Source organism: Mucilaginibacter sp. SMC90 (assembly GCF_022811725.1).
Lineage (GTDB): Bacteria > Bacteroidota > Bacteroidia > Sphingobacteriales > Sphingobacteriaceae > Mucilaginibacter.
Window position 1 is genome coordinate 1,130,519 of sequence record NZ_CP094527.1, and the last position, 26,789, is coordinate 1,157,307.

The 26,789-nt window shown below is 42.6% G+C and carries 21 protein-coding genes; 14 read left to right on the forward strand and 7 right to left on the reverse strand.

The features are described from left to right. The first annotated feature begins 15 nt into the window (after positions 1-15). The 8 genes from MTO98_RS05045 to MTO98_RS05080 all read left to right on the forward strand — a co-directional run bounded on the left by MTO98_RS05045 (position 16) and on the right by MTO98_RS05080 (position 12,563). Positions 16-1,956 (forward strand): RagB/SusD family nutrient uptake outer membrane protein, encoded by a 1,941-nt coding sequence (locus MTO98_RS05045; protein WP_243485526.1) that lies wholly within the window; start codon positions 16-18, stop codon positions 1,954-1,956. Positions 1,957-1,977: 21 nt separating this feature from the next. After that, positions 1,978-2,676 carry a DUF3823 domain-containing protein gene (locus MTO98_RS05050; RefSeq protein ID WP_243485527.1) on the forward strand — a complete coding sequence of 233 codons (699 nt, stop codon included), beginning with the start codon at positions 1,978-1,980 and terminating at the stop codon, positions 2,674-2,676. A 93-nt stretch (positions 2,677-2,769) separates the two neighbouring features. After that, a complete protein-coding gene (locus MTO98_RS05055; RefSeq protein ID WP_243485528.1) occupies positions 2,770-4,611 on the forward strand; it encodes a glycoside hydrolase family 2 protein in 1,842 nt (613 codons plus the stop codon). An 11-nt stretch (positions 4,612-4,622) separates the two neighbouring features. After that, complete coding sequence (locus tag MTO98_RS05060) at positions 4,623-6,695, forward strand: beta-L-arabinofuranosidase domain-containing protein (RefSeq protein WP_243485529.1); 2,073 nt, start codon at positions 4,623-4,625, stop codon at positions 6,693-6,695. Between the two features lie 14 nt (positions 6,696-6,709). Next, positions 6,710-7,735, forward strand: a complete 1,026-nt coding sequence (locus MTO98_RS05065) for a family 43 glycosylhydrolase (protein WP_243485530.1) — start codon at positions 6,710-6,712, stop codon at positions 7,733-7,735. A 33-nt stretch (positions 7,736-7,768) separates the two neighbouring features. Then, the gene (locus MTO98_RS05070; protein WP_243485531.1) at positions 7,769-8,908 is read left to right on the forward strand and encodes a sialidase family protein; all 1,140 of its coding nucleotides are present in this window, start codon (positions 7,769-7,771) and stop codon (positions 8,906-8,908) included. Between the two features lie 174 nt (positions 8,909-9,082). After that, entirely contained in the window at positions 9,083-10,153 is a 1,071-nt protein-coding gene (locus MTO98_RS05075; protein ID WP_243485532.1) for a cellulase family glycosylhydrolase, read from the forward strand. 319 nt (positions 10,154-10,472) lie between these two features. Next, a complete protein-coding gene (locus tag MTO98_RS05080) occupies positions 10,473-12,563 on the forward strand; it encodes a hypothetical protein (RefSeq protein WP_243485533.1) in 2,091 nt (696 codons plus the stop codon). Between the two features lie 505 nt (positions 12,564-13,068). On the opposite strand, the gene MTO98_RS05085 is transcribed toward MTO98_RS05080, so the two are convergent. Continuing rightward, on the reverse strand, positions 13,069-13,875 hold the full coding sequence (locus MTO98_RS05085; protein WP_243485534.1) for a phytanoyl-CoA dioxygenase family protein: 807 nt from the start codon (positions 13,873-13,875) through the stop codon (positions 13,069-13,071). Positions 13,876-14,143: 268 nt separating this feature from the next. Next, positions 14,144-14,920: an SDR family oxidoreductase gene (locus tag MTO98_RS05090; protein WP_243485535.1), complete on the reverse strand. Its 777-nt coding sequence runs from the start codon at positions 14,918-14,920 to the stop codon at positions 14,144-14,146. A 226-nt stretch (positions 14,921-15,146) separates the two neighbouring features. On the opposite strand from MTO98_RS05090, the gene MTO98_RS05095 reads away from it, so the two are divergent. Continuing rightward, a complete protein-coding gene (locus tag MTO98_RS05095) occupies positions 15,147-16,310 on the forward strand; it encodes a hypothetical protein (RefSeq protein ID WP_243485536.1) in 1,164 nt (387 codons plus the stop codon). 3 nt (positions 16,311-16,313) lie between these two features. Here MTO98_RS05095 and MTO98_RS05100 read toward each other — a convergent pair whose 3' ends face one another. After that, a complete protein-coding gene (locus MTO98_RS05100; protein WP_243485537.1) occupies positions 16,314-17,342 on the reverse strand; it encodes an LD-carboxypeptidase in 1,029 nt (342 codons plus the stop codon). 183 nt (positions 17,343-17,525) lie between these two features. On the opposite strand from MTO98_RS05100, the gene MTO98_RS05105 reads away from it, so the two are divergent. Next, positions 17,526-18,800, forward strand: coding sequence for a formylglycine-generating enzyme family protein (locus MTO98_RS05105; protein WP_243485538.1), 1,275 nt, complete (start codon positions 17,526-17,528; stop codon positions 18,798-18,800). 396 nt (positions 18,801-19,196) lie between these two features. Here MTO98_RS05105 and MTO98_RS05110 read toward each other — a convergent pair whose 3' ends face one another. Next, on the reverse strand, positions 19,197-19,928 hold the full coding sequence (locus MTO98_RS05110; RefSeq protein ID WP_243485539.1) for a GntR family transcriptional regulator: 732 nt from the start codon (positions 19,926-19,928) through the stop codon (positions 19,197-19,199). Between the two features lie 481 nt (positions 19,929-20,409). Between MTO98_RS05110 and MTO98_RS05115 the strand changes: the two genes are divergently transcribed. Beyond that, the gene (locus tag MTO98_RS05115) at positions 20,410-21,792 is read left to right on the forward strand and encodes a right-handed parallel beta-helix repeat-containing protein (RefSeq protein WP_243485540.1); all 1,383 of its coding nucleotides are present in this window, start codon (positions 20,410-20,412) and stop codon (positions 21,790-21,792) included. A 247-nt stretch (positions 21,793-22,039) separates the two neighbouring features. Here the strand turns inward: MTO98_RS05115 and MTO98_RS05120 are convergent, their stop codons facing one another. The 3 genes from MTO98_RS05120 to MTO98_RS05130 form a co-directional block, all read right to left on the reverse strand. Next, positions 22,040-22,438 carry a response regulator gene (locus MTO98_RS05120; protein WP_243485541.1) on the reverse strand — a complete coding sequence of 133 codons (399 nt, stop codon included), beginning with the start codon at positions 22,436-22,438 and terminating at the stop codon, positions 22,040-22,042. Positions 22,439-22,656: 218 nt separating this feature from the next. Then, positions 22,657-23,220, reverse strand: a complete 564-nt coding sequence (locus MTO98_RS05125; protein ID WP_243485542.1) for a dihydrofolate reductase family protein — start codon at positions 23,218-23,220, stop codon at positions 22,657-22,659. A 164-nt stretch (positions 23,221-23,384) separates the two neighbouring features. Further along, complete coding sequence (locus tag MTO98_RS05130) at positions 23,385-24,173, reverse strand: CHAD domain-containing protein (protein ID WP_243485543.1); 789 nt, start codon at positions 24,171-24,173, stop codon at positions 23,385-23,387. Positions 24,174-24,686: 513 nt separating this feature from the next. On the opposite strand from MTO98_RS05130, the gene cynS reads away from it, so the two are divergent. The 3 genes from cynS (at position 24,687) to MTO98_RS05145 (ending at position 26,783) form a co-directional block, all read left to right on the forward strand. Next, positions 24,687-25,127 carry a cyanase gene (gene cynS, locus MTO98_RS05135; RefSeq protein ID WP_243485544.1) on the forward strand — a complete coding sequence of 147 codons (441 nt, stop codon included), beginning with the start codon at positions 24,687-24,689 and terminating at the stop codon, positions 25,125-25,127. An 87-nt stretch (positions 25,128-25,214) separates the two neighbouring features. After that, a complete protein-coding gene (locus MTO98_RS05140) occupies positions 25,215-25,877 on the forward strand; it encodes a carbonic anhydrase (RefSeq protein ID WP_243485545.1) in 663 nt (220 codons plus the stop codon). A 24-nt stretch (positions 25,878-25,901) separates the two neighbouring features. Next, complete coding sequence (locus MTO98_RS05145; protein WP_243485546.1) at positions 25,902-26,783, forward strand: AraC family transcriptional regulator; 882 nt, start codon at positions 25,902-25,904, stop codon at positions 26,781-26,783. The last annotated feature ends 6 nt before the right edge of the window (positions 26,784-26,789 follow it).

Here is a 26,789-nt window from a genome sequence, read left to right on the forward strand (position 1 = left end):
AAAGTTTAAAATTAAATGAAAAAGATTTCAATAATAACAATGCTGGCAATCTCGGTAGTAGCGGGATCGTGCAGAAAAGATAGTTCATTTTTAGATGTGCCGCCTAAGCAGGTATTGCCAACAGATCTGGCATTTTCAGATCCTGCCCTCGTGCTTTCTATTCTTGGTGACCTTTATGACAGGCAACGCGATTTCTCAAGTTTAGATGGTTACCCTTCAAGAGAATATCCTTTGTCGCCCAATAATGACAGGGAACCCGGATGGCGTACATTTGCTGATTTTAGTGAGGCTTTCCCTTCAGAAAATGGAAGCAGCTTCCTTGTACAGCGTACAGGCTGGGGCTATAATGAATGGGCAATATGGGATTACGGTTATATCCGCGACCTGAACCTTTTCATTCAGCGTGCTACAGCAGCAACCAAACTTTCGGATGGCGATAAAGCCCGGTTTATTGCAGAGGCCCGTTTTTTACGTGCTAACTATTATTTTGAAATGGTTAAGCGTATGGGCGGTGTGCCGTTAATTACCGATCCATTGGCTTATGACTATTCAGGCAATGTTACCGCACTTCAAAAGCCTCGTGCTAAAGAATCAGAAGTTTATGATTTTATTATCAGCGAGGCCGAAGCCATCAAATCAATATTGCCTGCCGATGTTAATCAAAAATCAAGGGCTACTAAAGCCGCTGCTTTAGCAATGGAATCAAGAGCTGCATTGTATGCAGGTTCTATAGCTAAGTACGGCGCATCTACACCTCAGGTTGCACTGGCCGGAAACGAAGTTGGTATTCCTTCAACCCAAGCCAATGCCTATTACACCAAGGCATTAACTGCTTCTCAGGAGATAATAAATGGTTCGGCAGGTAGCTATCAGCTATACAGAGTACTTCCGGACCTGAGCGATAACTTCGCTGCCATCTTCCTTGATAAAAGCAGTGTAAACCAGGAAGCTATATTTGTAGAAGACTTCAAAGCCAATGCAGGCAAAACCCATGGTTTTACAACCAATGATCAGCCATATTCAAACTCTGATGAAGGTGGTGATGCTGGTAGGTTAGACCCCTCATTAAACATTGTTGAGGCATTTGAAAAACTGGATAATACTTATGCGCCTATGGCAACCAGAGACGGTGCCGGCAACCCGATCTATTATTCTAACCAGTTGGATATTTTTTCGGGCAGAGATGCCAGGCTTGCAGGAACTGTGTTGTTGCCAAGCGGTTTATTTAAAGGAAAACGTACCGATGTTATGGCGGGCTATCAATTGGCCGACGGATCGATCATCACCAGCACTGATGCTTCTTTACCTCAGGAAGTACCTGGTTTAGGCCGTGTGCAGGTTGTAGGTCAGGATGGTCCGGTTAACGGTTTGGAGTTCCGTACACAAACAGGTTTTTATATCCGTAAATATCTTGATCCAACTGTAGGATCTGGCCGTCGTGGTCGTGGTAGTGATGTTAACTTTATCCGTTACCGTTATGCCGAAGTATTATTGAATGCTGCTGAAGCTGCATTTGAACTTGGCCAAACCGGTACAGCCCTTGGTTATATAAACCAGGTAAGGTCACGTGCAGGTTTAACTACACCATTAGCAGCACTTACCTTTGACAGGATAGTACATGAACGCCGCGTTGAACTTGTTTTTGAAGGTCATACCTTGTATGATATGAAACGCTGGAGACTGGCTGCAACAGTTTGGGATGGTGCGCAAATGTCGGTTGCTGATTTAGTTAGCAATATTGGCAGTGCTACCAAGCACAACACCCAGCCTTTTGGTTTGTGGCCTTATAAGTATTACAATCCGGGTAACCCTAACAATGGTAAATGGATATTTAAGGAAGTGAAACCAAGCGCAGTGACAGGGGCCAATAAATTCCAGTTAGGTAATTATTATTCACAAATTGGTGATGATATATTATCAGCAAACCCTAAAATTGTAAAACAACCAAATCAATAAGGTATTAATAAATTAACCATCATGAAAATAAAATTTCATCATATCATACTGGGGCTCTTGCTTGCTACCATGGGTTGCAAGAAGGACAATTATGATGCGCCCTCATCAAAACTTAGCGGTCGCCTTACTTATAAAGGCCAGGAAATAAACGTTGAATATAACCAGGTGCCTTTTGAGCTTTATCAACCAGGCTTTGGTAAAAATGCACCTATCAGGGGTACTTTTCAACAGGATGGTACTTATTCAACCTTGTTGTTCAATGGTAATTACAAATTCACTATCCCTGCAAATCAGGGGCCTTTTATGTGGAAGAGCGCAACCGCCGGCAAACCAGATACAGTAGCTGTTACTGTTAGCGGAAGCCAGACAATGGATGTTGAGGTAACACCTTATTACCTTATCAATAACGCTAAAATAACTGCAGCAAATAAAATTGTTAATGCCGTTTTTGATATTCAAAAGGTTATCACCGATGCTAACGCTAAAAATATAGGTTCGGTAGTATTGTATATCAACAAAACCCAGTTTGTATCTGGCAGTGATAACATTGCAGCTACAGAAGTTGCCGGCTCAGCTATAACAAGCACAACCGGTGTAAGCATCAATGTTAATGTTCCTACCATAACACCTACGCAAAACTATGTTTTTGCCCGCGTAGGACTTAGAATAGCAGGTGTTGAAGACATGATCTTCTCGCCTGTGGTAAAGGTTAATTACTAAACTTTAGTAATCCGGCCCCGCCGCAAGGCGGGGCTTTTTTTATCCCTCCTGCTTAATTTAAAAGAATTAATAACCCCATACTATTTTTAACTGATGAAGAAACTATCGCTTTGCCTGTCTCTTTTTGTCTCTGCTTATCTATCTGCCAACGCGCAGCAGGGCGAATGGCACCTGATTAAAGACAAGATCACCACTCCCTGGGCCGAAAAGGTTGACCCTAAAGCTCCGCTTCCTGAATATCCGCGCCCGCAAATGGTACGTGGTAACTGGCAAAACCTGAATGGCTTATGGAACTATGCCATAGTACCAAAGGCAACTACAGGGCCTGCAAGATATGAAGGTAAGATACTGGTGCCTTTTGCGGCTGAGTCGGCACTATCGGGTGTTGGTAAAACAGTTGGCAAGGATAGCATGTTGTGGTATAAAAGCACCATCAGCTTAAACAAAACATTAAAAGGTAAAGATGTACTCATACATTTTGGTGCGGTTGACTGGCGCACCGAAGTATTTGTAAACGGTAAAAGCGCCGGTATTCATGAAGGCGGCTTTGATCCTTTTACGTTTAATATTACCCCTTACTTAAAAGGTGGTTCAAAACAAGAAATTACTGTAAGCGTTTGGGACCCTACAAATGATGGCCCGCAGCCGCGTGGTAAACAAGTAAAAAGCCCCGAAGGTATCTGGTACACTCCTGTTACCGGTATCTGGCAAACTGTTTGGCTGGAAGGCGTAGCTAAAACGCACATTGAAGCCACTAAACAAACTCCTAATATTGATGATCACACACTCTCGGTTTCGGCCGAAGTTAACAATAGCCAGCCGGGCGATAAGCTGAAGATCAGCGCCTGGAATGGCAAAACCCTCGTATCCGAAAAAACAATTGATGCCGGTGAAACTGCTGTGCTTGATATCAAAGATCAGCACTTATGGTCAACCACCGATCCATTCTTATATGATTTAAAAGTTGCCGTTATCCGTAATAATAAAGCAGTTGACGAGGTAGGCAGCTACTTTGCTATGCGTAAAATTTCGCTTGGACCCGATGCTAACGGAATCCAGCGCATGTTGTTGAACAACAAGTTTGTATTTCAATATGGCCCGCTTGATCAGGGTTGGTGGCCAGATGGCTTGTACACCCCGCCAACTTATGAGGCAATGACTTTTGATATTGACAAGTTAAAGGAAATGGGCTTTAACATGATCCGCAAGCATATTAAAGTTGAACCAGCCCGCTACTATGCTTATTGCGATAAAACGGGGATGCTGCTTTGGCAGGATATGCCAAGCGGCGATTTGGGTAACCAATGGGAAAACCGCCCGGGAGTACTTGACCGTGCAACCGATCAGCAGCGCACGCCTGAGTCTGAGGGGTACTATCGTAAAGAGTGGAACGCCATCATCAATTCTTTATATAATTATCCATGCATTGTAGTTTGGACTCCGTTCAACGAAGCATGGGGCCAGTTCAAAACTGTAGAAATCACAGAGTGGACTGAGAAAAAAGATCCGTCGCGCTTAGTGAACAGCGCAAGCGGTGGTAACTTTTATGACACCGGCAACATTGTCGATCTGCATAACTATCCGCACCCTGCTATGCCCCGCCCGGAGATCTTCGGTAAAACAAAAGCCGTTGTGCTGGGTGAATTTGGTGGCCTTGGATGGCCTGTTGATGGCCATACCTGGCAAGCCAATAAAAACTGGGGTTACCAAAACTTTAAAAACGGCGATGATTTGTTTAAGAAATATTCAACCTTCACTGACAGGTTGGAAGAATTGATCAAAGTTGGTCTTTCGGCCGCGGTATATACGCAAACAACAGACGTTGAAGGCGAAGTGAACGGCTTCATGACCTATGACAGAAAGGTGATCAAAATGCCTGTAGAATTGTTACAAAAAGCCAACAGCAAACTATACAATCCGGCGTTAGTGAAATAATATCTTTACGTATGACTATTAAAAACAGTATAAAATCAATGCGCAGGGAGGTTTGTCTTTCCGTGGCTATGATATTTGCGGGCTTTGCAACGGCAGGTGCCCAGGGAGTGAAAGCAACAACGGTTACAACAGTCGACAATAAAAGCCCAAACGCTTTTTATATCAATAACCGTGCGCCGCTGCAAAGACAATATTTTACCAAATTGCCTACCGGCAGCATCGAAGCTGGCGGATGGTTAAAGAAAATGCTGGAACTGCAACGCGATGGCTTAACCGGTAACCTGGGCGAGATTAGCGTTTGGCTTTCAAAAACCAACAACGCATGGCTTAACAAAGAGGGTAAAGGCGAGTATGGTTGGGAAGAACTTCCGTACTGGCTTAAAGGCTATGCCGATATAGCCTATATGCTGAAGGATAAAAAGATGATGGCCGAAACCAAATTCTGGATAGATGCTGTACTGAACAACCAGCGTGACAACGGCGATTTTGGTCCGGCGGTTGAGCGTAATGGGAACCGCGATTTGTGGACTAACATGCCAATGTTGTGGTGCCTTCAATCTTATTACGAATACACCAAGGATCCGCGGGTTATCCCTTTCATGACCAAGTACTTTAAGTATGAGCTATCGGTACCCGACAGTAAATTTTTAAAAGACTACTGGGAAAATAGCCGTGGCGGCGATAACATGCTGAGTGTTTACTGGTTGTATAACCGTACAGGCGATAAGTTTTTGCTTGATCTGGCTACCAAGCTTGATAAAAACACTGCCGACTGGCGTCAGGCCAATAACCTGCCCAACTGGCATAATGTTAACGTAGCCCAGTGTTTCCGCGAGCCGGCAACTTATTATCTGCAAAGCCATGATAAAAAAGACCTGGACGCTACTTATAATAATTTTAAACTGGTAAGGGATATTTACGGACAGGTTCCGGGTGGTATGTTTGGTGCCGATGAAAATGCCCGTAAGGGTTATGATGACCCGCGCCAGGCTGTAGAAACCTGTGGTTTGGTAGAGCAGATGACATCCGACCAGATGTTACTTGGCAATACCGGAGATCGTTTCTGGGCCGAGAATTGCGAGGATGTAGCTTTCAATACTTTCCCCGCTGCCTTTATGCCCGATTACCGTGCGCTGCGTTATTTAACTGCGCCTAACATGGTAGTAAGCGATGGAAAAAACCACCACCCGGGTATAGCCAATGAAGGTCCGTTTTTAATGATGAACCCTTTCGGCAGCCGTTGCTGCCAGCATAACCACGCCGCTGGCTGGGTGTATTACGCCGAAAATAGCTGGATGGCCACCCCTGATAATGGTATTGCCGCTTTACTTTATACAGAAGGTAAGGTTAACGTTAAAGTTGGTAATGGCACTCCGGTAAGTATTGCCGAAACAAGTCATTATCCTTTCCAGGATCAGATCAATTTTACAGTTACTACACCTAAAGCAGTTGATTTTCCGCTTTACCTGCGTATCCCTGAATGGTGCAAAGGCGCATCAGTAAAAATCAACGGTGTTGCTGTGGATGTAAATACATCAACCGGCGATTATATCCGTTTGGCTAAAAGCTGGAAAAATGGCGATAAAGTGACCCTTCAATTGCCAATGCAGTTGAAAGTACAGGAGTGGGCTAAAAACAAAAACAGCGTAAGCGTTAGCTATGGCCCGCTTACCTATTCATTGAAAATTGAGGAGCAATATACCAAGGGAGATAACCTGAAAGATGCACAGGGCGATTCGCACTGGCAGCCAGGTGCCGACCCGAACAAATGGCCATCTTATAATATCTATGCAGCATCACCGTGGAATTACGGTTTACTGATAGATGAACAACATCCTGAAAAATCGATAGAAGTTGTTCACCGTACATGGCCGAAGGATAACAATCCGTTCACCAATACAAACGCGCCTATCGAGTTAAAAGCTAAAGGAAAGCAAATCCTTGGTTGGAAGATAGATGAAACCGGCTTATGCGGTGTGTTGCCACAAAGTCCTGTAAAAACAGAAGAGCCGGCTAAAGAGCTTACATTGGTACCTATGGGCGGCGCAAGGTTAAGGATTTCGGCTTTCCCTGTTGCTGAATAATGATGAGTACTCCGATGATGAAAGGAATATTATGCGGTTTAATGATGATGGCTGGTTTTACTGCCTTAGCACAGGATGCTGCGGTTAAAAACCAACCACCGTCACCGCTGTACCGCGACCCTATTTATGATGGTGCCGCCGATCCTGTTTTGGTTTATAACAAAGCCGAAAAGGAATGGACAATGTTATACACCCAGCGCCGGGCCAATGTGCAATCGCCGGGAGTAGCTTTTTGTTATGGTACTGCCATAGGTGTTGCTACGTCGAAAGATCATGGGCATACCTGGGTTTACCGCGGAGCATTAAACCTTGAGCATGAACGTGGTCAAAACACCTTTTGGGCACCCGATGTGGTTTTTGATAAGGGAGTATACCACATGTTTGTAGTGTATATCCGCGGCGTGTACAGCCAGTGGGGAGGCGATTCGCACCTGGTACATTATACCAGTAAAAACCTGTGGGACTGGAAATATGAAGGTCCGCTGAACTTGCCCGATCATAACATCATCGATCCAACATTGATGAAACTGCCGGATGGTAAATGGCATATGTGGTACAAGGATCAAAAATTGGGCAGCATCACCATGACAGCCGAAAGCACTGATCTTGTTAGCTGGAAAGCATCTGATAAGCCTGCCATTGAAGGCCGCGCGCACGAGGGGCCAAAGATCTTTTGGTTTAAAGATTATTACTGGATGATAACCGACGAGTGGCAGGGGCAGAGGGTTTATCGTTCAAAAGACGCTAAAACCTGGGAACATCAGGGTTTGGTGCTGGATAAGCCCGGTCACCGGCCGGAGGATACACCGACAGGTGCCCATGCGGATGTGGTAGTAAGCGAGGGCCATGCCTATATCATTTACTTCACTCATCCGGGCCGTAAAAAGCATTTTGAAGATGGTGGGCTTGATGCCGATGGCGCTTATAGCTATTCAACCAAGCGCACATCGATTCATGCCGCCGAACTGGAGTTTAACGGTGAAACGCTGGTTTGCGACAGGGATAAGCCATTTGGTTTCTGGCTTGCCGACGTCAAATAATATCAACGGAAATAAAAAGAATATAAATTGGTTATGCGGCAGATATTCATTTGGTTAATGGGTGTGTTTGCCCCGGTGATGGTTCTGGGGCAACACAATGCCGTTAAGAACAAAACTATTGCTTGGGATCAAACCACTTTAAAGCAGGTTGGTAATAAAAACGGTAATTACGCCCGCATGATCCAGTTAAGTGACGGCAACCTGTTTTGTGTTTATGAAAGCGCCGGAGGCGTTGAATGCATTACAAGCAACAACCTTGGTAAAAGCTGGGGTCAACCTGTAGTAATCGCTAAACCCGCGCCGGGGGTAAACATGGCAGTGCCCGAGATCTTGGAACTAAAAGATCACTCGTTACTGGCATCGTACAATCCTCGCCCGCATAAGGTAAACGGAGGTTGGGACACCACTAAACGATTTGCCATTTGTACTAAAAAAAGCTACGATAAAGGCAAAACCTGGACGGATGAACGTTTGATTTATGAAGCCCGGTATAGCTTTGATGATGGTTGCTGGGAGCCATCGCAAATTCAGTTGCCATCCGGAGAGATCCAGTTGTTCTTTTCAAACGAGGGGATCTATACCCAATCGAACGAGCAAAATATTTCCATATTTAGGTCAAACGATAACGGCTTAAGCTGGACAAAACAGCCTGAAATAGTATCCTTCAGACCCGGGCATAGGGATGGCATGCCGGTGCCCATCCTCCTGAAAGGAAAAAATGAGATCGCGTTTTCGATAGAGGATAACGCAGGCGCAACTTTTAAGCCATCCATTATCCGTAACAGCATCGGCCAAAACTGGCAAAAAACAGTAGGCTCTGATGATGCCGAACGTACATACGCGCTCACACCTAAATTGCAGGATACGGTTTATGCAGGTGCGCCTTATTTAAGGCAACTGCACAGCGGCGAAACGGTGCTGTCATACCAAAGTACCCAAAACCGTAACCATAACTGGGAACAGGCCTGCATGCAGGTAGCTTTGGGTAACAATGATGCTAAGGATTTTGCGAGTGTACAAACGCCATTCAATATTCCGCTTAATAAACACGGATTATGGAATGCGTTGTGTGTGCTTAATGATGATACCATAATTGCGTTAACATCAACAAATGCGTTTGGGAATGGTACTGAGATTTGGATGATAAAGGGTAGAGTGGAAAAGAAGAAATAAAGAGCGAAAAGCGGGAGCTTGTGCGATTCCCCTCTTGAGAGGGGCGGAGGGGTGTGTTTCTCCAATAGACGATAAACGCTGCAGAAACACACCCCTGCCATTCCACTATCCAAAGCGCGCTAAGAGGGGAATTAAAAAAACAGAAACAGGAATTAAACTATTAAACACAAATAAATGCAAACAAAATTAAAAGTATTGGCCCTTGCTTTGGCAATGCCATTGGGGATGAGGGTAATGGCGCAGCAGAAAGCGCCGGCGCAGGTATGGTCGCAGGAAAAGGCGAAAACATGGTACGCGCAGCAGCAATGGCTGGTTGGAGCTGATTTTATTCCAAGCACTGCTATAAACCAGTTAGAAATGTGGCAGGCCGATACTTTCGATCCTAAAACAATAGATAAAGAGTTGGGCTATGCGCAAGGTATTGGAATGAATGTAATGCGTGTGTTTTTGCACCATTGGGCCTGGGAACAAGATCCTGAAGGTTTCAAAAAACGTATGGACGAGTACCTTGCTATTTCCAGCAAGCATGGTGTAAAAACTATGTTCGTGTTTTTTGACGACTGCTGGAATAAAGTACCTAAAACAGGTAAGCAGCCGGAGCCTAAACCCGGTATCCACAACTCGGGATGGATGCAGGACCCCGGCCAGCCTGCGTCTGATAACGCGGCAAACTCGCCTGTACTTGAAAAATATGTAAAAGATGTATTAAAGCGTTTTGCCAATGATAAACGCATTTTGCTTTGGGACTTGTACAATGAGCCGGGCAATTCAGATAAGGGCAACAAAACTTTACCCTTGCTGAAAAGTGTTTTTAAATGGGCAAGGCAGGTAAACCCAAGTCAGCCGGTTAGTGCCGGCGTGTGGCGCTGGGATTTGGAAGAATTAAATAAGTTCCAGATAGCCAACTCAGACATTGTAACTTACCACGATTACACGCCAGAGGCCGAACATCTGAAAACTGTACAATTCCTGAAAATGAACGGCCGCCCGTTGATTTGTACCGAGTACATGGCACGTCCGCGCAACAGCCTGTTTGGCACTGTATTGCCAATGCTTAAAAAAGAAAATGTAGGCGCCATCAATTGGGGTTTTGTAAGTGGAAAAACCAACACCATTTATGCATGGGATACCCCAATGCCTGACGGCAGCGAGCCTAAATTGTGGTTTCACGATATTTTCCGTAAGGATGGTACAGCTTATATACCTGAAGAAACAGCACTGATCAAGAAATTGACCGGAAGGTAGTAGATGTGCAGATTTCAGATGTGCTGATGTGCAAATGATTTCCGAATGCTGAAACCAATGTTGTAAATAAAGGCGCACCTGTTGCTGTTCGCCTCCGGTGTTAACCTATCACACAAATCTGCTTATCACCTGAAATGCAGGTTTATTACAGACTTACGAAGTTTTTAAAACTTCGTAAGTCTTGTTCCCCGCTAATACATACTACCCTTAAACCAATTGCGCCTATGAATAAGCTTTTTAATTACATGATGCTGGGCCCGTTAAGCAAGCGGCATCTTATAGGTGGCTTATTCACGTGAGTAACTAAATAAAAAATAACATGATTCGTCAATTAAAACATTTCGCGCTTTGCGGGTTTCTGTCATTGGTGTTTTTTAAAACCGAAGCCCAAATATCAGGTAATAAAAACCTTAAACCTGCAGCTGACGTAAGTGTAAAGACAAATGCCTCAAACGTTACAGTGACCTGGCCCGCGGGGGCTAATAGTAATGGCCGGCTTGTTTTAAACTTAAAAAATGACGAGCCGCTATTTAGCAGCGTTCAGTTAAGTAAAGCCGGGGTTTATAAGCCGGTAATTGAAAACGTCGATCCCCAATTTATTCTTACCAAAGGTAAGCGCGATCTCATCTCTCAAAATGGCTGGAATATCTTTTTTGATAAAGTACCGCTAAAACCGCATCATTCTTATAAAGTAGATTTTCATAAAAAATCAATAAGCATAAGTAGTAAAGGTACCCGAACTGTAATTACTATACCGGGATTAGAAGCGCCTGATTTTAAAGGCGATCTGGAAATAACGCTTTACAATGGACAGCCCCTGTTTAACGTAGCGGCGGTGATATCAACCCATATTGATTCAACAGCAATTTTGTACGATGCCGGGTTGGTAGCCCAAGCGCAGCCTGTTAAAGCTGTAAGTTACAGTGACGTTTATGAACACCTGCAAACAGATGATATCAGCATGCCCGATACTGCTAAAAATCTTGCGGTAAAATATCGTACCATTATCGGGAATAACGAGAAGGGGAGCATTGCAGTATTTCCTGCCCCCCATCAATATTTTTATCCTTTGGATGAAGCTTTCAACCTGAAATTTGTTTGGTACGGTAATAATTACCGCAAACTGCTACCGGGTTACGGCCTTGGTATCAGGCAGGAATTACAGGGCGATAAGCGTTTTGTTCCCTGGTTTAACGCGCCTCCCGCAACCAAACAGCGGCTCAACTTTTTTTGCCTGCTTGGAACTGATGGCGCAGATGCCTTGCTGGGCAAAGTAAAGCGATTTACCCATGATGATAGCTACAAACCACTTCCCGGTTATAAAACCATGGCAAGCCATTTTCACAATGAATTTATCATGAGCGTGGTACTGGCTGGCAAGCCTGTGCCGGATAGCCCGTCGTTTGTAAAAGTATTTAAGCGGGAGGGGATTAACATTGTCCATTTAGCTGAGTTTCATTATACAGCGCATCCTAAAGGCCCGGATGAGCAACGCCTTAAAGAATTGAAAGCTTTGTTTGACCAATGCAGCCGTTTATCTGATAAAAACTTTTTGTTATTACCGGGCGAAGAACCTAACGAGTTTTTTGGTGGCCACTGGCTGGCATTTTTTCCGAAACCTGTTTATTGGATCATGTCGCGCAAAGCAGGTACACCTTTTGAAAGTACTGATGATGAGCATGGCAAAGTTTACCACATAGGCGATAAAACGGATATGCTTAACCTGCTCAAAGCCGAGAACGGTTTGGCCTGGACGGCGCATGCCCGTACCAAGGGTTCAACCGGTTTTCCGGATGCTTACAAAAAGGAAGATTTTTATTTGTCGGACAGGTTTTTAGGCGCAGCCTGGAAAGCTTTACCGGCAGACTTGTCCGAACCTCGTTTAGGTAAACGCGTGTTTGACCTCATGGATGATATGAACAATTGGGGGCTGAAAAAGAAAGTGCTTTCTGAGGCCGACTTGTTCAGTATCGAACCTGAAAATGAAATGTATGCCCACCTCAATATAAACTATTTAAAACTCGCCAAACAGCCTGAATATAAAAATGGCTGGCAGCCTGTACTTGATGTGCTGGAGCAGGGCAAATTCTTTTCAACCACCGGCGAGGTTTTGATTGAGGACTTTACGGTAAATGGCCATTCATCGGGCGAAACTATTGCACTCCCGGCAGATGGTAAATGCACCGTGAACTTTAAAACCAGCTGGACGTTCCCGCTTAATTTTGCCGAGATCATTTCGGGCGATGGCAAGAAGGTTTATCGTGATCGTATTGATCTTACCTCCACCCAGGCATTTGGTGCAAAAACATTTAATAAAGTACTGAATATGAAAGGCCGCAAATGGGTACGCCTTGAAGTTTGGGATGCTGCAGTAAATGGTGCTTATACGCAAACGGTTTGGTTAAAGTAAAAACCTAAAACCTATGTAGCCGAGCGGTAGGAGCCAGTAGCAGCTAACTTAAGGAAGAAAAAGCGATGGATTGTGCGATTCCCCTCTTGAGAGGGGCGGAGGGGTGTGTTATTCTACGTGCGGCTTATCGCTTGTATAACACACCCCTGCTACCACTCGTTCCATCGCGCCCCCTCTCGAGAGGGGATTTTAAAACACTTATGCCAAATTACTCCCTTAAGTTAACGGCTATGGGCTGGAGCCGAGCGGCGGCGGGGAACCAAATAAAAAAATGTCATTGCGGGCGCAGCGCAGCAATCTCGTAGCTTATGCATGTCCGATCTGTATAGCTACGAGATTGCCACGTTGCCCCAAATGCTTTTTGCCCATGCGGCTCCTCGCAAAGACATGTTTTTTATTTTACAGGGATTTTAACCAGCGCCCGTTCTGTAAAAAAACTTTTCAGGCCGGCCAATTTTCCGGTGCGCACAAGATAACTGATCAATAAGGCAATTAGCATATATTTTTACTTAACAATACTTGCAAAACGTTGATAAAAAGCTGTAGGGCTGTCGGCATGCTTGGGCTCATATTTACCTGCAATAATAGGGATGTATATTACCCGGCGGCGGCTTTCTTCACCAATTACGGTTGATTGGGCTACGCGGTGCCATAAGCGGCCATCATGTATGGTCAGGTCGCCTGCTGTGGGGATAATAGCTACCTCATTTTCGTCGGTATCATGATCAAGGAAATACTTTTTACGGAAAAGCATCTGGTAAAGGTTTTGCTTATGTGTGCCGGGCAAGATCCGTAAACCGCCGTTCTCTGGTTTCAGCGTGCTCAGGTGAATGCCAACATTAAGCATCGGATTTAATTTCTGTCCATGGAAAATATCACGCAGGCCGTCTGTGTGCCAGCCCATTTTAGTAAAGCTGCTTTCGGGCCCGTTCACATAGTGATTAAAAACCATGCCGTCCTTTTCGTCTGTGCCCAACCGTGAGCCTTCACCTATCAGGTTAAGCAGTACCTGGAAACGCGGATCCCTTGTAAATTCATCTAAAAGGCTATTGTGCTGATTAATGAAGGCAAAGCGCTGTACAATAGGCGAGCCATCAACGTCTTTGCCATATTTAATAGGTACGCCGTTTACTTTTTCTGTTTTGTTATTTAGCCAGGTTGTTTCAACCTGTTTTGACGCATTTATAATGTCGGTAACAGTTTCGGGCTTAATGAAGTTTTTGAAATGGATAAAGCCGTGCTGATTGAAAAAAGCCTGCTGTTCGGGTGTAATTGTTGAGCCTAATGTGAATTTTTGATATGACGTTGCCATGTGGTGGAAAAGATATAAAGTACCTGAAAATTGAATTTGTAACACTGGGTACCGCCTGAGCGATATTGTAGAAAAGGATCTGGTCCTTTTTTAAAGGGAATTAACAACAACAGCTGCACATGACCCTTTTCATCAAGGGCATTCGCATAGGGCATGCAAATAATATGTTGTGCTTATTGTTCAATGTATATTAAGTCTATCTTTTTAGTAGACTAATGCAAATGTAAACAAATTGTTAATGATGCCAAATATTTCTTAAAATATTTTTTTAATGCTTGTAAAGGCCTGCAGTTATCTTTTCAATCAGGCTTTTAGGGCTAATTGCTGCGGCAGTAGCCGAGAGTTTATTTAAGAAACCCGGAATTATTTCGGCTTTTTTATTGAACATTCCTTTTATGCCAATTGCTGCAACTTCATCAGCTGTCATATTAAATTTGGCAGCCAGGTCGGCAAGGGCATCCATTCCGGCATGGTGGGCGAAGTTTGTATCCGTTGGGCCGGGACATAAGCAGCTTACTGATATTGGCGTGTTTTTAAGTTCATATCTCAAAGCACGGCTAAATGATAATACAAAGGCTTTGGTTGCCGCATATACCGCCAATGTTGGTACCGCCTGGTAAGCTGCCGTGCTGGATACGTTGAGGATAAAAGCCTGTTGCTGTAGCTTTAAAAGAGGGATAAAGTGGCTGGAAAGCTCAGTAACTGCATTCATATTAACCTGCATCATGCTGGTTTGCACAGCTATATTTAGTTCGCCAAAATTTCCCCATACGCCATACCCGGCATTATTTATTAATATCGATATGGGGCTTTTTAAACTTTTAACCCAGTCAAATAGCTGAAGGGCCGCACCCGCGTTTGAAAGATCAATAGCCAGATAATCAGCTTTAACATTATAGTCGGCTTTAATTTGGTTGGATAGTGCAATTAAATCGCTTTTCGATCGGGAAACTATTAACAGATTGTACCCTTTTTGAGCTAATAGTAAAGCCATCGATCGTCCAATGCCTTTACCGGCACCTGTTATTAAAGCGTATTGATCCATCGTTCTGTAAAATATATCGGCATGCAAGTTTAGTTAAAAAAAATCCACTAAACTTGTAGACTATTTAAAATGTTATTACGTTTGTGTAGTTATGAACAGCGCTCCGCCATGTTTTCATTTTTTAAGCCATAACCAACAAGGTTATTGTTGTTGCCGGTAGTAAACATTAACCGGTCTCCCTTCGTTATATATCAACAACAAATTATCACAAGCTTAAAAATTGATCATGACCACTCATTATATAAAGCATTTATTCGCGGCTTTTGTAATAATTATTTTTATATCATATGCGCTTCCCGTATCGGCGCAACTATCGGCTGCTGTAAGATATAAACCCATCCTGTTGCACGATACATCTGCCCATGGTTTAACTGAAGATAATTATTCGGCCAGGTTAGTTACCGGGATGCCCGACAAACCTCTTGTTGATAATGCTGATGCCGGTTTTGAAAGCGACCTGGAAAGCGAGTTGGATACTCATGCAGGCCGCAAAAAGCTGATGGGATATTTAAAAGAATTTTCGGCAGGCAATACCAGTGAAACTAACTATAACCAGGCAAAAGTTAAAACTTACTACAAGCTTGCCAATGTATTTGCCAAACTGCATTTGTATCCCCTGGCTATGAAATGCTTTTTTAGGGCGATGGTATCTAAAAAAGATGCAAATAATTTTGTACCTGCTGCCACCGATTCTGTTAGTATGGATACAACCGGCCGGCAATTACATTTAAACAGCGGATTGCTGGCTATTAATGCCAATGACGATTCTGTATTTGTAAATGCGCCGGTTCAGTTGAAGGATAAAAAGGAAAAGAAAAGCAAATCAATTACTTATAACCGGATTGTTAACACTTTTAACGACGGGAAAAAGGCCGCAGCTTACGCGTTGCTGTTTCATGTAAAACAGCCAAAGCCCGGTAAGCCAACTGTATTTGTAAGGGCTAATACGGGTCATACATTTATTACGCTCATTAAGTATAATACCGATTCAACAACGGTTTCTGTTTCTTTTGGATTTTACCCTAAAAAGGATAATATATTTTCGGCTACCCCGTGGGAACCTGAAACTTCAGGTACATTTAAAAATGATGAGGCGCATCAATGGGATGAAGTGATGGGTAAATTCATAACCGAACGCCGGTTTAAAAGGATCCTGAAGCTAACCCGTCAATATGACGGATTGGAATACCACCTGTCAAAAAATAATTGTACCGATTTTGCATTGCAGGCGGCTTCATACGCCGGTTTCGGGGTTACTAATTCAAAAGGTTCGTGGCCGTTGGGGCATGGCAACAATCCGGCAACAACAGGGCAAAGCATCATAGCAGGCGGTATTTATGATAATGATAAAACCGATTTGTTTATTGATTTTGACGAGGCTTTAAAATAACCATCAGAGCGAACGGAGAGTACTTCCGCCAATGCCAACCTCAAAAGTATGCGGTATGCCGCACCTGAGCGCGAAGTTATTTTTTTGATGTCCCACCGGAAAATCGAAGCAAACCGGGTAGTCATATTCTGTAATTTTTTCGGTAACGATATCATAAATGGTGCGGCCAAATTCTTCGCCTGCAACATCGGGTTTTAACTGAAAGCCACCAATGATCAATCCTGCCAGATTTGAAAGCTTGCCGCTTTGTTTCAGGTTCCAGAACATACGGTCGATATTGTAAAGATACTCATGGGTGTCTTCAACAAATAATATCTTGCCATCAGTATCCAGATCTGACGGTGTACCCGATAGTGTTGTGATCAGGCTCAGGTTACCGCCTGCCAAAGTAGCTTCAGCCTTGCCGGGGCGATTTTGTATCACTGCAGGCGATGAGTAAGTTAAGCTTTCACCAGTTAATGCCTGTTTAATGGATTGAATAGTGGCTACCTGCATAGCATCGGCTTTTGTCCAGTCATCCGGGAAACTGTTACACATTTTTGAATGAAGGGTTGCAATTTTGAAATTGCGGTTGATGTGACAGTGTAATGCAGTGATATCGCTGAAGCCGATGAGCCACTTGGGATGTTTTTTAAATTGCTTAAAACTAAGCCGATCAATGATCCTGACCAATCCATAGCCGCCCCTTGCGCACATAATGGCCTTGATCTGCGGGTTATCCAGCATTTGTTGTAAGTCTGCCGTCCGCTCTTCATCCGGTCCTCCATATATAAAATCCTTTTTGCCTGTGTTATCGCCAACTACCACATTGAACCCCCAGCTTTGCATAAGTTGTATAGACGGAATAATATCAGCCAGGCTGATATACCCCGACGGACTGATAATGCCTATGGTATCACCTGCTTTTAAATATGGAGGGATTTTATAATGCGTATCAGCGTAAGTAATTTCAGGAACGGCTGCCCATGCCCCGGATGTTGATAATGCGGCCCCGGCAGTTACTAAGGAGGAGATGAAGCGTTTTCGGTTCATTTTTATACCTGTAGCATTTTGATGCAACACGGTTGATAAAAGTATGAAAAACAAGGTAATAAGTAATGGATGCCGGGGCAGGTAAATAACGGGTTGTTTACAGTAGGATTTAAGCCGGATTACCTTATAATCTTTACACAACCGGAGCATGTCTTTGCGCAAAGATTACTAAGTTTGAATTTGATGAAGATTAAGCATTTCCTATCTACCGGAGTTATAATACTGGCACTGCCCATTCTGGTACTATTGTCCCTCGTTTTCCAAAGCTGTCACAGTACCAACAAATCGAGCAGCGACACTGACAGCGCAACATCCCGACCCATAGCTAATGCCCCGGCAGCCGGTTTTAAAATCAAAGCTGCTATTTCGTGCACCAAAAATGGAATGGTGAGGGAAGATAGTATTTTATACATGCACCAGGGAGGCGAATCATTTAAGCCTACAGTGATTAATGTGGTTAACACAGCAACAAATAAATCCAATGCTGATATGGCCTGGATCCCAGGTGGTACCTTTAGTATGGGTGGGGTTAATCCAACTGGGATGACAGACGGAGGTATGGAAGCGATGGATGATGCCAGGCCTGTTCACCGGGTATTTGTCGACGGTTTTTATATGGATAAAACCGAGGTGACCAATGCCCAGTTTGCCAAATTTGTAAAAGCTACCGGTTATGTAACCGTGGCCGAACAAAAACCTACAGCGGCAGAGTTTCCGGGTGTGCCGACAGCTGATCTGGTTGCCGGATCCGTTGTTTTTACGCCTCCAAATCATAAAGTGCAGCTAAATGATATTTCGCAATGGTGGTCGTTCCAAAAAGGAGCGGATTGGAAACATCCGCTTGGCCCCGAATCTGATTTAAAAGGAAAAGAAAATTATCCGGTTGTACAGGTGGCCTGGGAAGATGCTGCGGCTTATGCCAAATGGGCCGGAAAGCGCCTGCCTACAGAAGCCGAATGGGAATTTGCCGCAAGGGGAGGTAAAGCCGGTGAGCTATATCCCTGGGGCAACCAGTTAAAACAGGATGGGCGCTGGATGGCCAACACCTTCCAGGGATCTTTTCCGGATCGTGATAACGCCGAAGATGGTGAAACCGGTTTGGGTCCTGTAAAAAAGTATCCTGCAAATGCCTACGGTTTATATGATATGGCAGGTAATGCCTGGGAGTGGTGTGCTGATTGGTACCGTAACGATTATTATAACAGCTTTAATCCTAATACAGTTGCCCGCAATCCGCAGGGGCCCGCTGCTTCTTTTGATCAGCAGGAGCCCGGGCAGAAAAAAAAGGTTCAAAGAGGGGGCTCATTTTTATGTACCGATCAATACTGTACGCGCTACATGGTAGGCTCAAGGGGCAAAGGCGAATACCGTTCGGCAACTAACCACGTTGGGTTTAGATGTGTGCAGGATGTTAAGCATAGCAATAATCCGGCACAGCTTACCCGGAAAGCACTTTGATGTTATTGTAAAAGTTACTCAGGAACAATGGGTGGCAGGGGCTAAGCATTTCCGCTTTCAAAAAAGGCTATAAAAAAAAGAAGCACTCCTGATGGGCAGGAATGCGTTCTAACCAATTATAAACCTAAATTATGAGAAGAGCTGTAAATCCGGGGTCGAACCGGTAACGCTGCCTTGTCAGCTATTTACATGATGGTACAAATATACGTGTAATCCTTACATTTATTGTCATCTTAATATGAAAATTTTACTTTTATTGGTATTTTTTTATAAATGACAATTAGTTTATAGATAATTGGCAACGAATTGCGATAGTTCAAAAAAAGATGAAGGTTTTATAAAGGGTAATGCAGTAAAGAGGGGCTTCAATTTCAGTTGCCGAATGCAAAGTCAGGATCAGCTTCTACGACTTTCAACTGTATATACAAAGCTTTCGGCTTTGTAATAGCCAAGGTTATACTCCATTGGGCGCTCTCCCTGATCGTAAACAAATCTTTTTCTGAACAATACAGGGCTGCCGGCTTCAATTTCAAGCTTACCGGCTATAAACTTATTGGCTTCAAGTGCGCTGATTTCTTCTTTTGACAGGTTTGCAATGGTAGAATATTCGTCTTCCAGCATTTCATAAAGAGGGCGTTTAAAATCTTCTTCGCCTGTAAGGCCTATTCGCGGGTGAAAGTAAGAGATGAAGTAAACAAAAGGACTATCACTGCTGCCCCGCAGGCGTTCCATTTTTACTATTTTTTTCTCTGTGCCTATATCAAAGAAACTGGCGGTGCTTTCGTCAGGAAACACCCAGCTTACATGTAGTTCATAGTTTTTTACGTTAATGCCCCTCGCTTTCATCTCCTGCGAAAAACTGAGCCAGTTCATTGATTTTGAGCTGATTCTTGAATTTGCGACTTTGGTGCCAAAACCTTTTTTTCTGATCAGTAATTCTTCGTAAACTAACTTATTAATGGCCTGGCGCAGCGTTGTGCGGGATATAGCCAGTTTTTTAGCCAGCTCAACCTCATTAGGCAGTAACTTGCCCGCCTGGTAAGCAGGGTCCTTGATTAGTTCCCTGAGCAATTGCTCAGCTTGTATATGGAGGGGGATAGGGCTTTTATGATCGATGGCTAATTTCATAGTGGATTTACTAACCTTAATAAAGTATAAATGCAGGTAAATATAGTAAAACGTATATCATGTATTTACATAGTTTAAACTGCTGTTTTTAGTTTGATGTACATGGAATAATATATTGCAAGGTATGCTAAAGACGAGATGATTTATTTGGTTTTTATCAGTCTAATTATCAGTGGATATTTGCATTAGTTATTTTATTTTCAGTGGTTGATAATGTAAATGTTGATACAAATGAGCACGGTATTGTTTTAATATTGAAAGGCGTATCAAATTTTAGCCCCAAAATGCGTTTTTACGCTATCCGCATGCTATGGATAGAGCGCATAAATAACACCCTTTTTGCGTTGTGTAATTTTACTATGCCAACTGCAAGGCAACAATATCTGAAAAATAACGTATAACAGATAGTTCTGCATAGTGCAGATGTTTTGATTATCAATACGTTTGATTTAATATGATCGGCGCTATTTAAGATTTATAAATGGGAAAAAACAATTACTTAATACACGTGATAGCCGGTGTGCTGGTGATATCATGTTTCGCAAGATGTTCAAAAAGTGTAAACAAAATTGAAAAGCCGGCAGCTCCGATTCCTGAACAGGTTAATGCTGAGCAAAGTTTAGCTACAGCGGCTGTAACTAACTATACTTATACCGTTAAAACTACCGAGTGGATGGTTGACGGGACAAAGATCCCTGCCGGAGCTAAAATATACATCCCAGCAGGTAAAAGGGGGGCTTTATTGCTTAAGAACTTTAAAGGGACAGCCGCCGCTCCTATTTTAATTATAAATCAGGGAGGCAGGGTTTCATTTACAACAGCAACCACAGCTTCATACGCTTTCAAAACACAAAATTGCCAATATTTTAAGGTGCTTGGCAATAGCGTATCAACAATTAAGTATGGTTTTGATGTAAACGGAGGTAATATAGGCATGACCATGGATGACCTGAGCACCGATTTTGAAATTGCGGGTGTTGAAGTGCGTAACAGTGGTTTTGCCGGCATTATGGCAAAAACTGATCCCACGTGTGATCCCGCAACTCAGCGGGGCCGGTTTGTTATGAAAAATGTATTGATTCATGATAATTATGTTCACAAAACCGGTGGGGAAGGCCTTTACATAGGAAATTCATTTTATGAGGACGGAGTTTCTACTTCCTGTGGTACTGTTTTACCCCACGATGTAGTGAATACCAAGATTTATAAAAACCTTGTTGATTCAACCGGTTCTGAAGGGATCCAGGTTGGAAGCGCTACTTCAGGTTGCGAAATTTATAACAATACAGTAAAAAATCCGGGGAGAAGCCCGTTTTCTGCTTACCAGGATAACGGCATACAAATAGGCGAAGGCACTGGCGGTAAATGTTATAATAACATTGTTAAAAACACGCCGGGCGATGGTATTATCGTTCTTGGATTTGGTGACAACGTAGTATTCAATAATTACATTATCAATTCAAAATCCTACGGGATCTTTGCCGATTCGAGATATACTCCTGGAAAGAATTTCCAGTTTATCAATAATACCATTGTTGGTTCGGTGTTGGGAGGAATAAAGCTAAATTCCGAAACTATCCCGATGAATACTGTTATTAATAATGTACTTATACAGCCGGCGTCAGTGCAGGCAATAATTAGGAAAAGCACGGGTGTTAAATTAACGGCTTCAAATAATTATGTAAGCACAGATGTAAACGCTTGTAAGTTTGTAAATTATGGTGGCGATAATTTTCATTTACAATCATCATCACCACTTATCAATAAAGGCGCTAACGTTTTATCTTACGGAATTAGATTTGATTATTACGGCACTGCGCGCCCATCGGGTACAGCTTTTGATATAGGTGCCACGGAGTATTAAGCATTGCGATAATATCATATAGCAAACGCTTTTTTGCCTGCAGACAAAAAAGAGATATTATAACAAATAAGCCAAAATCGCCTCTTAATTAACTTAAGAGGCGATTTTACTATTTATAGCTATACCCTAAAGTAGGGGCATGTTTTGATTATAATGTTGTTCCGTGAGGCTTTCATCAAATGGAGCAAAAGAAAGATTAAAGGCAGCTTATCAGACTTTTTGTTTTGAACAGAAGATCGGTGGCCTTTTATAATTTTGAACGTTCGATACAGGCGTTTAACACCTGCTCAAGTACCGGTCGCGAAACCGGTTTACTGAAAAAGCCGGTAACAAAATCATAGCTCAGCGCCCGCTCGCGGTCTGTTGGATCAATTGATGATGAAAATACATAAAGCAGTGGTTTAACCGGCAATGAGGGTTGCAAATTGTTAAAGCCCTGAAGAAAATCCCAGCCATCAAACCTTGGCATTCTGATATCCAGAAAAATAACGTCAGGGTGATCGGAAGGATTATCTGAAAAAGATTTTAACGCCTCTTCACCATCATAGCTATGTGTAATAGGGTTAAAAGCTTCAATCCCGGCAATGATTTTATCCAGGATTATATGGTCAAGTTTACTGTCGTCAATAAAGAGTAATTTAAACATGATCGGCAATTATAATATTTGTTGCATAAGATAGGATATATTATCCGTTTTTTAAAGAAATGATGTTATTACTACGTTTAAATTTACAACCAGGAGGAATTGTTGCTATTTTAATTTATTTATACGGCAATTGAGCAAGTGCGATAACAGGAGTTGCGATTTTTTCTTGAATGGCAATGTTAATTTTAAACAGGGGAAAGGTTTTTATCGCCAGATGGCTACCTATTTATTTCGTACCATAATTCCACCATCCCGCTTTTGTGAACTGTTACATTTTTTAAGTGTAATGCCAGTTCTCGTCCTATGTGATCGAAAAAGGGAATCCCATCGCCTAAAATAACGGGCAGGATTGACTGTCTTATTTCATCGGCCAGGTTTAACTGAATAAAATCTTTGGTAAGTTTTGTACCGCCTACCAACCAAACATTTCTATAATTTGGTTTTAGTTGTTCATTCACAAATTTATTCAGATCGCCGGAATAAATTTTAATATTGGACCTCTCAACCGGCAGGTTTCTGTGGGTTAATACGATGGTGGGCACATCTCCGTAAGCCCAGCCGTAAGATTTTGAAAGCTCTAAAGCGTGTTCATATGTGCGGGCCCCCATTACATAGCAATCAATCGTTTTTAGAAACTTGTTAGCGTCCTGTTCTGTAACACTAATTCCTTGTTCGTAATTGTCGGATGTTTCAAACCACGAAATACTATTATCTTTTTTGGCAACGTAGCCGTCAAGACTCGAAACCATGTGTATGGTTATTTTAAATGTATCTGTTGCCATTTGCATATTAATATCAGGAAGGAGTACTTTTTACATATATCGGTGTTGGTTAAAGTATGCAAAAAGCGATACGTCAGCACAATAATTCATTTAACGCCGGTTATATGAAAATACAGTATATGATCATGCCATTTTCCAGATTGGTATAGTAAAATGTCAGCCTGTTAATCCACTTGTTCAATAGGAAGTTCGGTAACTGTAGTTGCCTGCTCCCTGAAATTCATGGTTAGCTTTGCGAGTTGTTTTTTAAGTTTCGCTGCCTGTTTCTCTAACCCGTTAAAAAGTTCGTAATTATCGTCGGTTTTCTGGGATGATAGCAATGTAACAGCCAGTTGATTATCATGCCAGTTGCCTATAGCATCCTGTACCTGGTCAAGGTAAGCTGCATTGAAGGGCATATCCAATTCATGGCTTACAAGGGGATAATTATAAAGCAGCACTTTCAGTTGCTTACGGGAAGTATGCAACTCTTCGCCAAAGCGAAGCTGGCTTAAGTCTGCCGCTATTATTTCCAATTGTTGCCGGTAGTATAGGGTAAGGTGTAGTTTACTGACAGGGCTGATACTCTTCATGAGCCTGCGCCGTGTTTTTCGGAGCCAGATCCGATGCTGATCCCTATCGGCGTTAAACACCAGGGTAGAGGTTTCCATGATCTGCTGTTGTTCTTGAATAAAGATGCTTTCATGTACCGTTTCACCCAGTTGCTGGTTTATGTAAGCATTCCTGATTTCTCCGGCCTGCTTAAAGATTTTACGTACAGGTTTGAACTGTTTTTCAAGCACAGGTTCCTTCGTTGCACTATCTGCCAGGATTATAAGCGCCCGTAATTTTTTCACGCCGGTGCGAAAGTGATGCAGGTCTTCCTGTTCGCTGTTTTTAGAAAAAGAGCGGAGGTGGCGTTTCATTGATCGCCATACTTTGACCATGTATTTCCGCTCCTTATTCTTTTTCATAATGACCGGTACGCTGATGTTGATCTTTGCTGATATCCTGAATAACGGATGTGCTATATTCAAAAATACAACTAAAATCGATCTCTGAAGGCAATAATGAATCCGTTTGATATGATTATTCGTTTTTCTGATACTACCTGAAAAACGTCCGTCAGATGCCTTTTTCAAAACTCCCAGATACTGGCTAATGTAATAAATGCCAGGTGATGGTTTTTTTAAAATCTAACTGACAAGGCATCTCTGAATATAGAAAGTACATGTAAAGTTATCCGCTTTGTTTTTTGGATTTTACTGTGGCCATTATTTCTCCTGGTTGCCTGTTAAACTTTTTCCAAATTACAGAAAGGCGTTGTCTGTAATTTTATAGCCCTTAGCGAAATGTTTTGAATTATAATAATTTTCATGGAGTGATTAAAAATGCCAATCGGTAAAATGTACCGCACCTTAACTGTTTACTACCGTGTTAATGGATTAGCGGCCAGTACTTTTGAATAGTTAAAAAAAACAAAAGAAATGGACAGAAAAACAGCAACTGAATTGATTATTCAAAGCATCAAAAGTAAAAAAGTTAAATTCCAGGACCTGGCAAACGCCATTGGCAGTAGTTTAATATGGACTATACACGCACTGCATGGGCAGGCCGCTATGGATAAGCAAGCCGCTGAGAAAACAGGAGAAATATTATCATTATCCCCCGAACTTATAGAATCATTGCAGGAGATACCGCTAAGAAGTGCATTACAACCTACGCCAACAGACCCAACTTTGTACCGGTTAACTGAAATGATGCAAAATTATGGCCCCGATATTAAAGCAGCTATTAATGAGCTGTTTGGCGACGGTGCCATGAGTGGTATCGATTTTACGATTGACATAGAGCGTGTTGAATCGCCTAATGGTGCCCGTGTGAAACTTATTTTAGATGGCAAATTTTTACCATTTAATAAATTTTGATCAAGTAACAGGAGCATACAGCAGGGATAAAACGCTTTATGCTCCTGAATAAATTTCAAAACCGCTTAAAATAAAAAATGTAAAATCATGGAATTAAAATTAGTTCAAACAGATAGCTATAAGGCGCTGCTCAAAGCCAATAAAGATTGGGCAACTAAACGCCTGGCAGAAGAGCCTGAGTTTTTTAACAAATTGGCTGCGGGGCAAAGTCCGGAAATATTATGGATAGGATGTGCCGACAGCCGCGTTCCGGCCAATGAGGTGACGGGTACCCGGGCAGGAGAGGTATTTGTACATCGTAATATCGCAAACGTAATCGTACATTCGGATATGAACATGTTAAGTGTTTTGGATTATGCGGTAAATGCGTTAAAAGTTAAACATGTGATTGTTGCCGGTCATTATGGTTGCGGCGGGGTAACCGCGGCCTTAAGTAAAAAGCAGTTTGGATTGATCGACAATTGGTTGAGGCACATAAAAGATGTTTACCGCATTCACAGTCATGAGTTGGATGCCATTGCAGATCATACTGAAAAGGTAAACCGCCTGGTAGAGCTTAATGTGGTAGAACAGGTTCATAATTTATGCAGAACTACTGTTGTGCAAAACGTCTGGAAAGAACGGACAGATCTGGAAATTCACGGATGGGTGATTGATTTGAAAACCGGGCTTATTAAAGACATGAATGTAACGCAAAAGGATGCGCACAGTTTGGGATACGTATATGAACTTAATGAAGAAGCCGTTTAATGGTCACTTACATTACAATTGGGCATGAAAAGCGAATTTAAAGTATATGATATTTGTGAATTTTCGTTAGATAGGCAGCAGGACATTATTGTAAGTCGTTTTGCTGTTTATTTAAAAAACCTTAAAAGTCTTCATTTTCCGCATCGTCATGATTTTTATCATTTGATTTTGTTTACTCATGGCGGCGGCAGCTTTTCTATTGATTTTCAAAATTTTAAGATCATTCCATACAGGGCCTATTTCATGGCACCGGGGCAGGTGCATGGCTGGGATTTTGAGGGTGATATGGACGGCTATGTAATTAATTTTTCTGTGCAGTTTTTCCAGTCGTTCCTGCTGAAGTCAGATTACCTGGACCAGTTTCATTTTTTGAACGGTATTGCAGCTGATTCGGTGATTGACATTGAAGAAGAGCAACACGATTTAATTATAGAAATTATGGATAACGCCGTTCGTGAAATGGAAAAGCAAAGCAGGTTTAAAAAGGATGCAATAAGAGCCTGGATTTTGCAATTGTTTTTGCAGATCGGGAATATGAATGTAAGAAATGAAGTACAGGCCGCAGAATCTTATAACACCACGTTGTTAAAGAATTTTGAAAAGCTGATTGAAAAAAATTATCTGGACCTGCGTTTGCCTAAGCAATATGCTGAGCTTTTATTCATTACCCCCAATCATTTAAATGCGCTTTGTACCGGTATGCTGGGAAAGCCTGCAGGAGATATGATTAGAAACAGGATCGCCCTTGAGGCTAAACGTATGTTGATTAATTACAGTCGTACTGTTACTGAAATTGCTTACGCGTTAAACTTTGAAGATAACTCCTATTTCTGCAAATTTTTTAAAAAGCAAACGGGCGTATCCCCTGAGAGTTTCCGAAAAAGTATTCACGCAGACGCTAAATAATTGCCG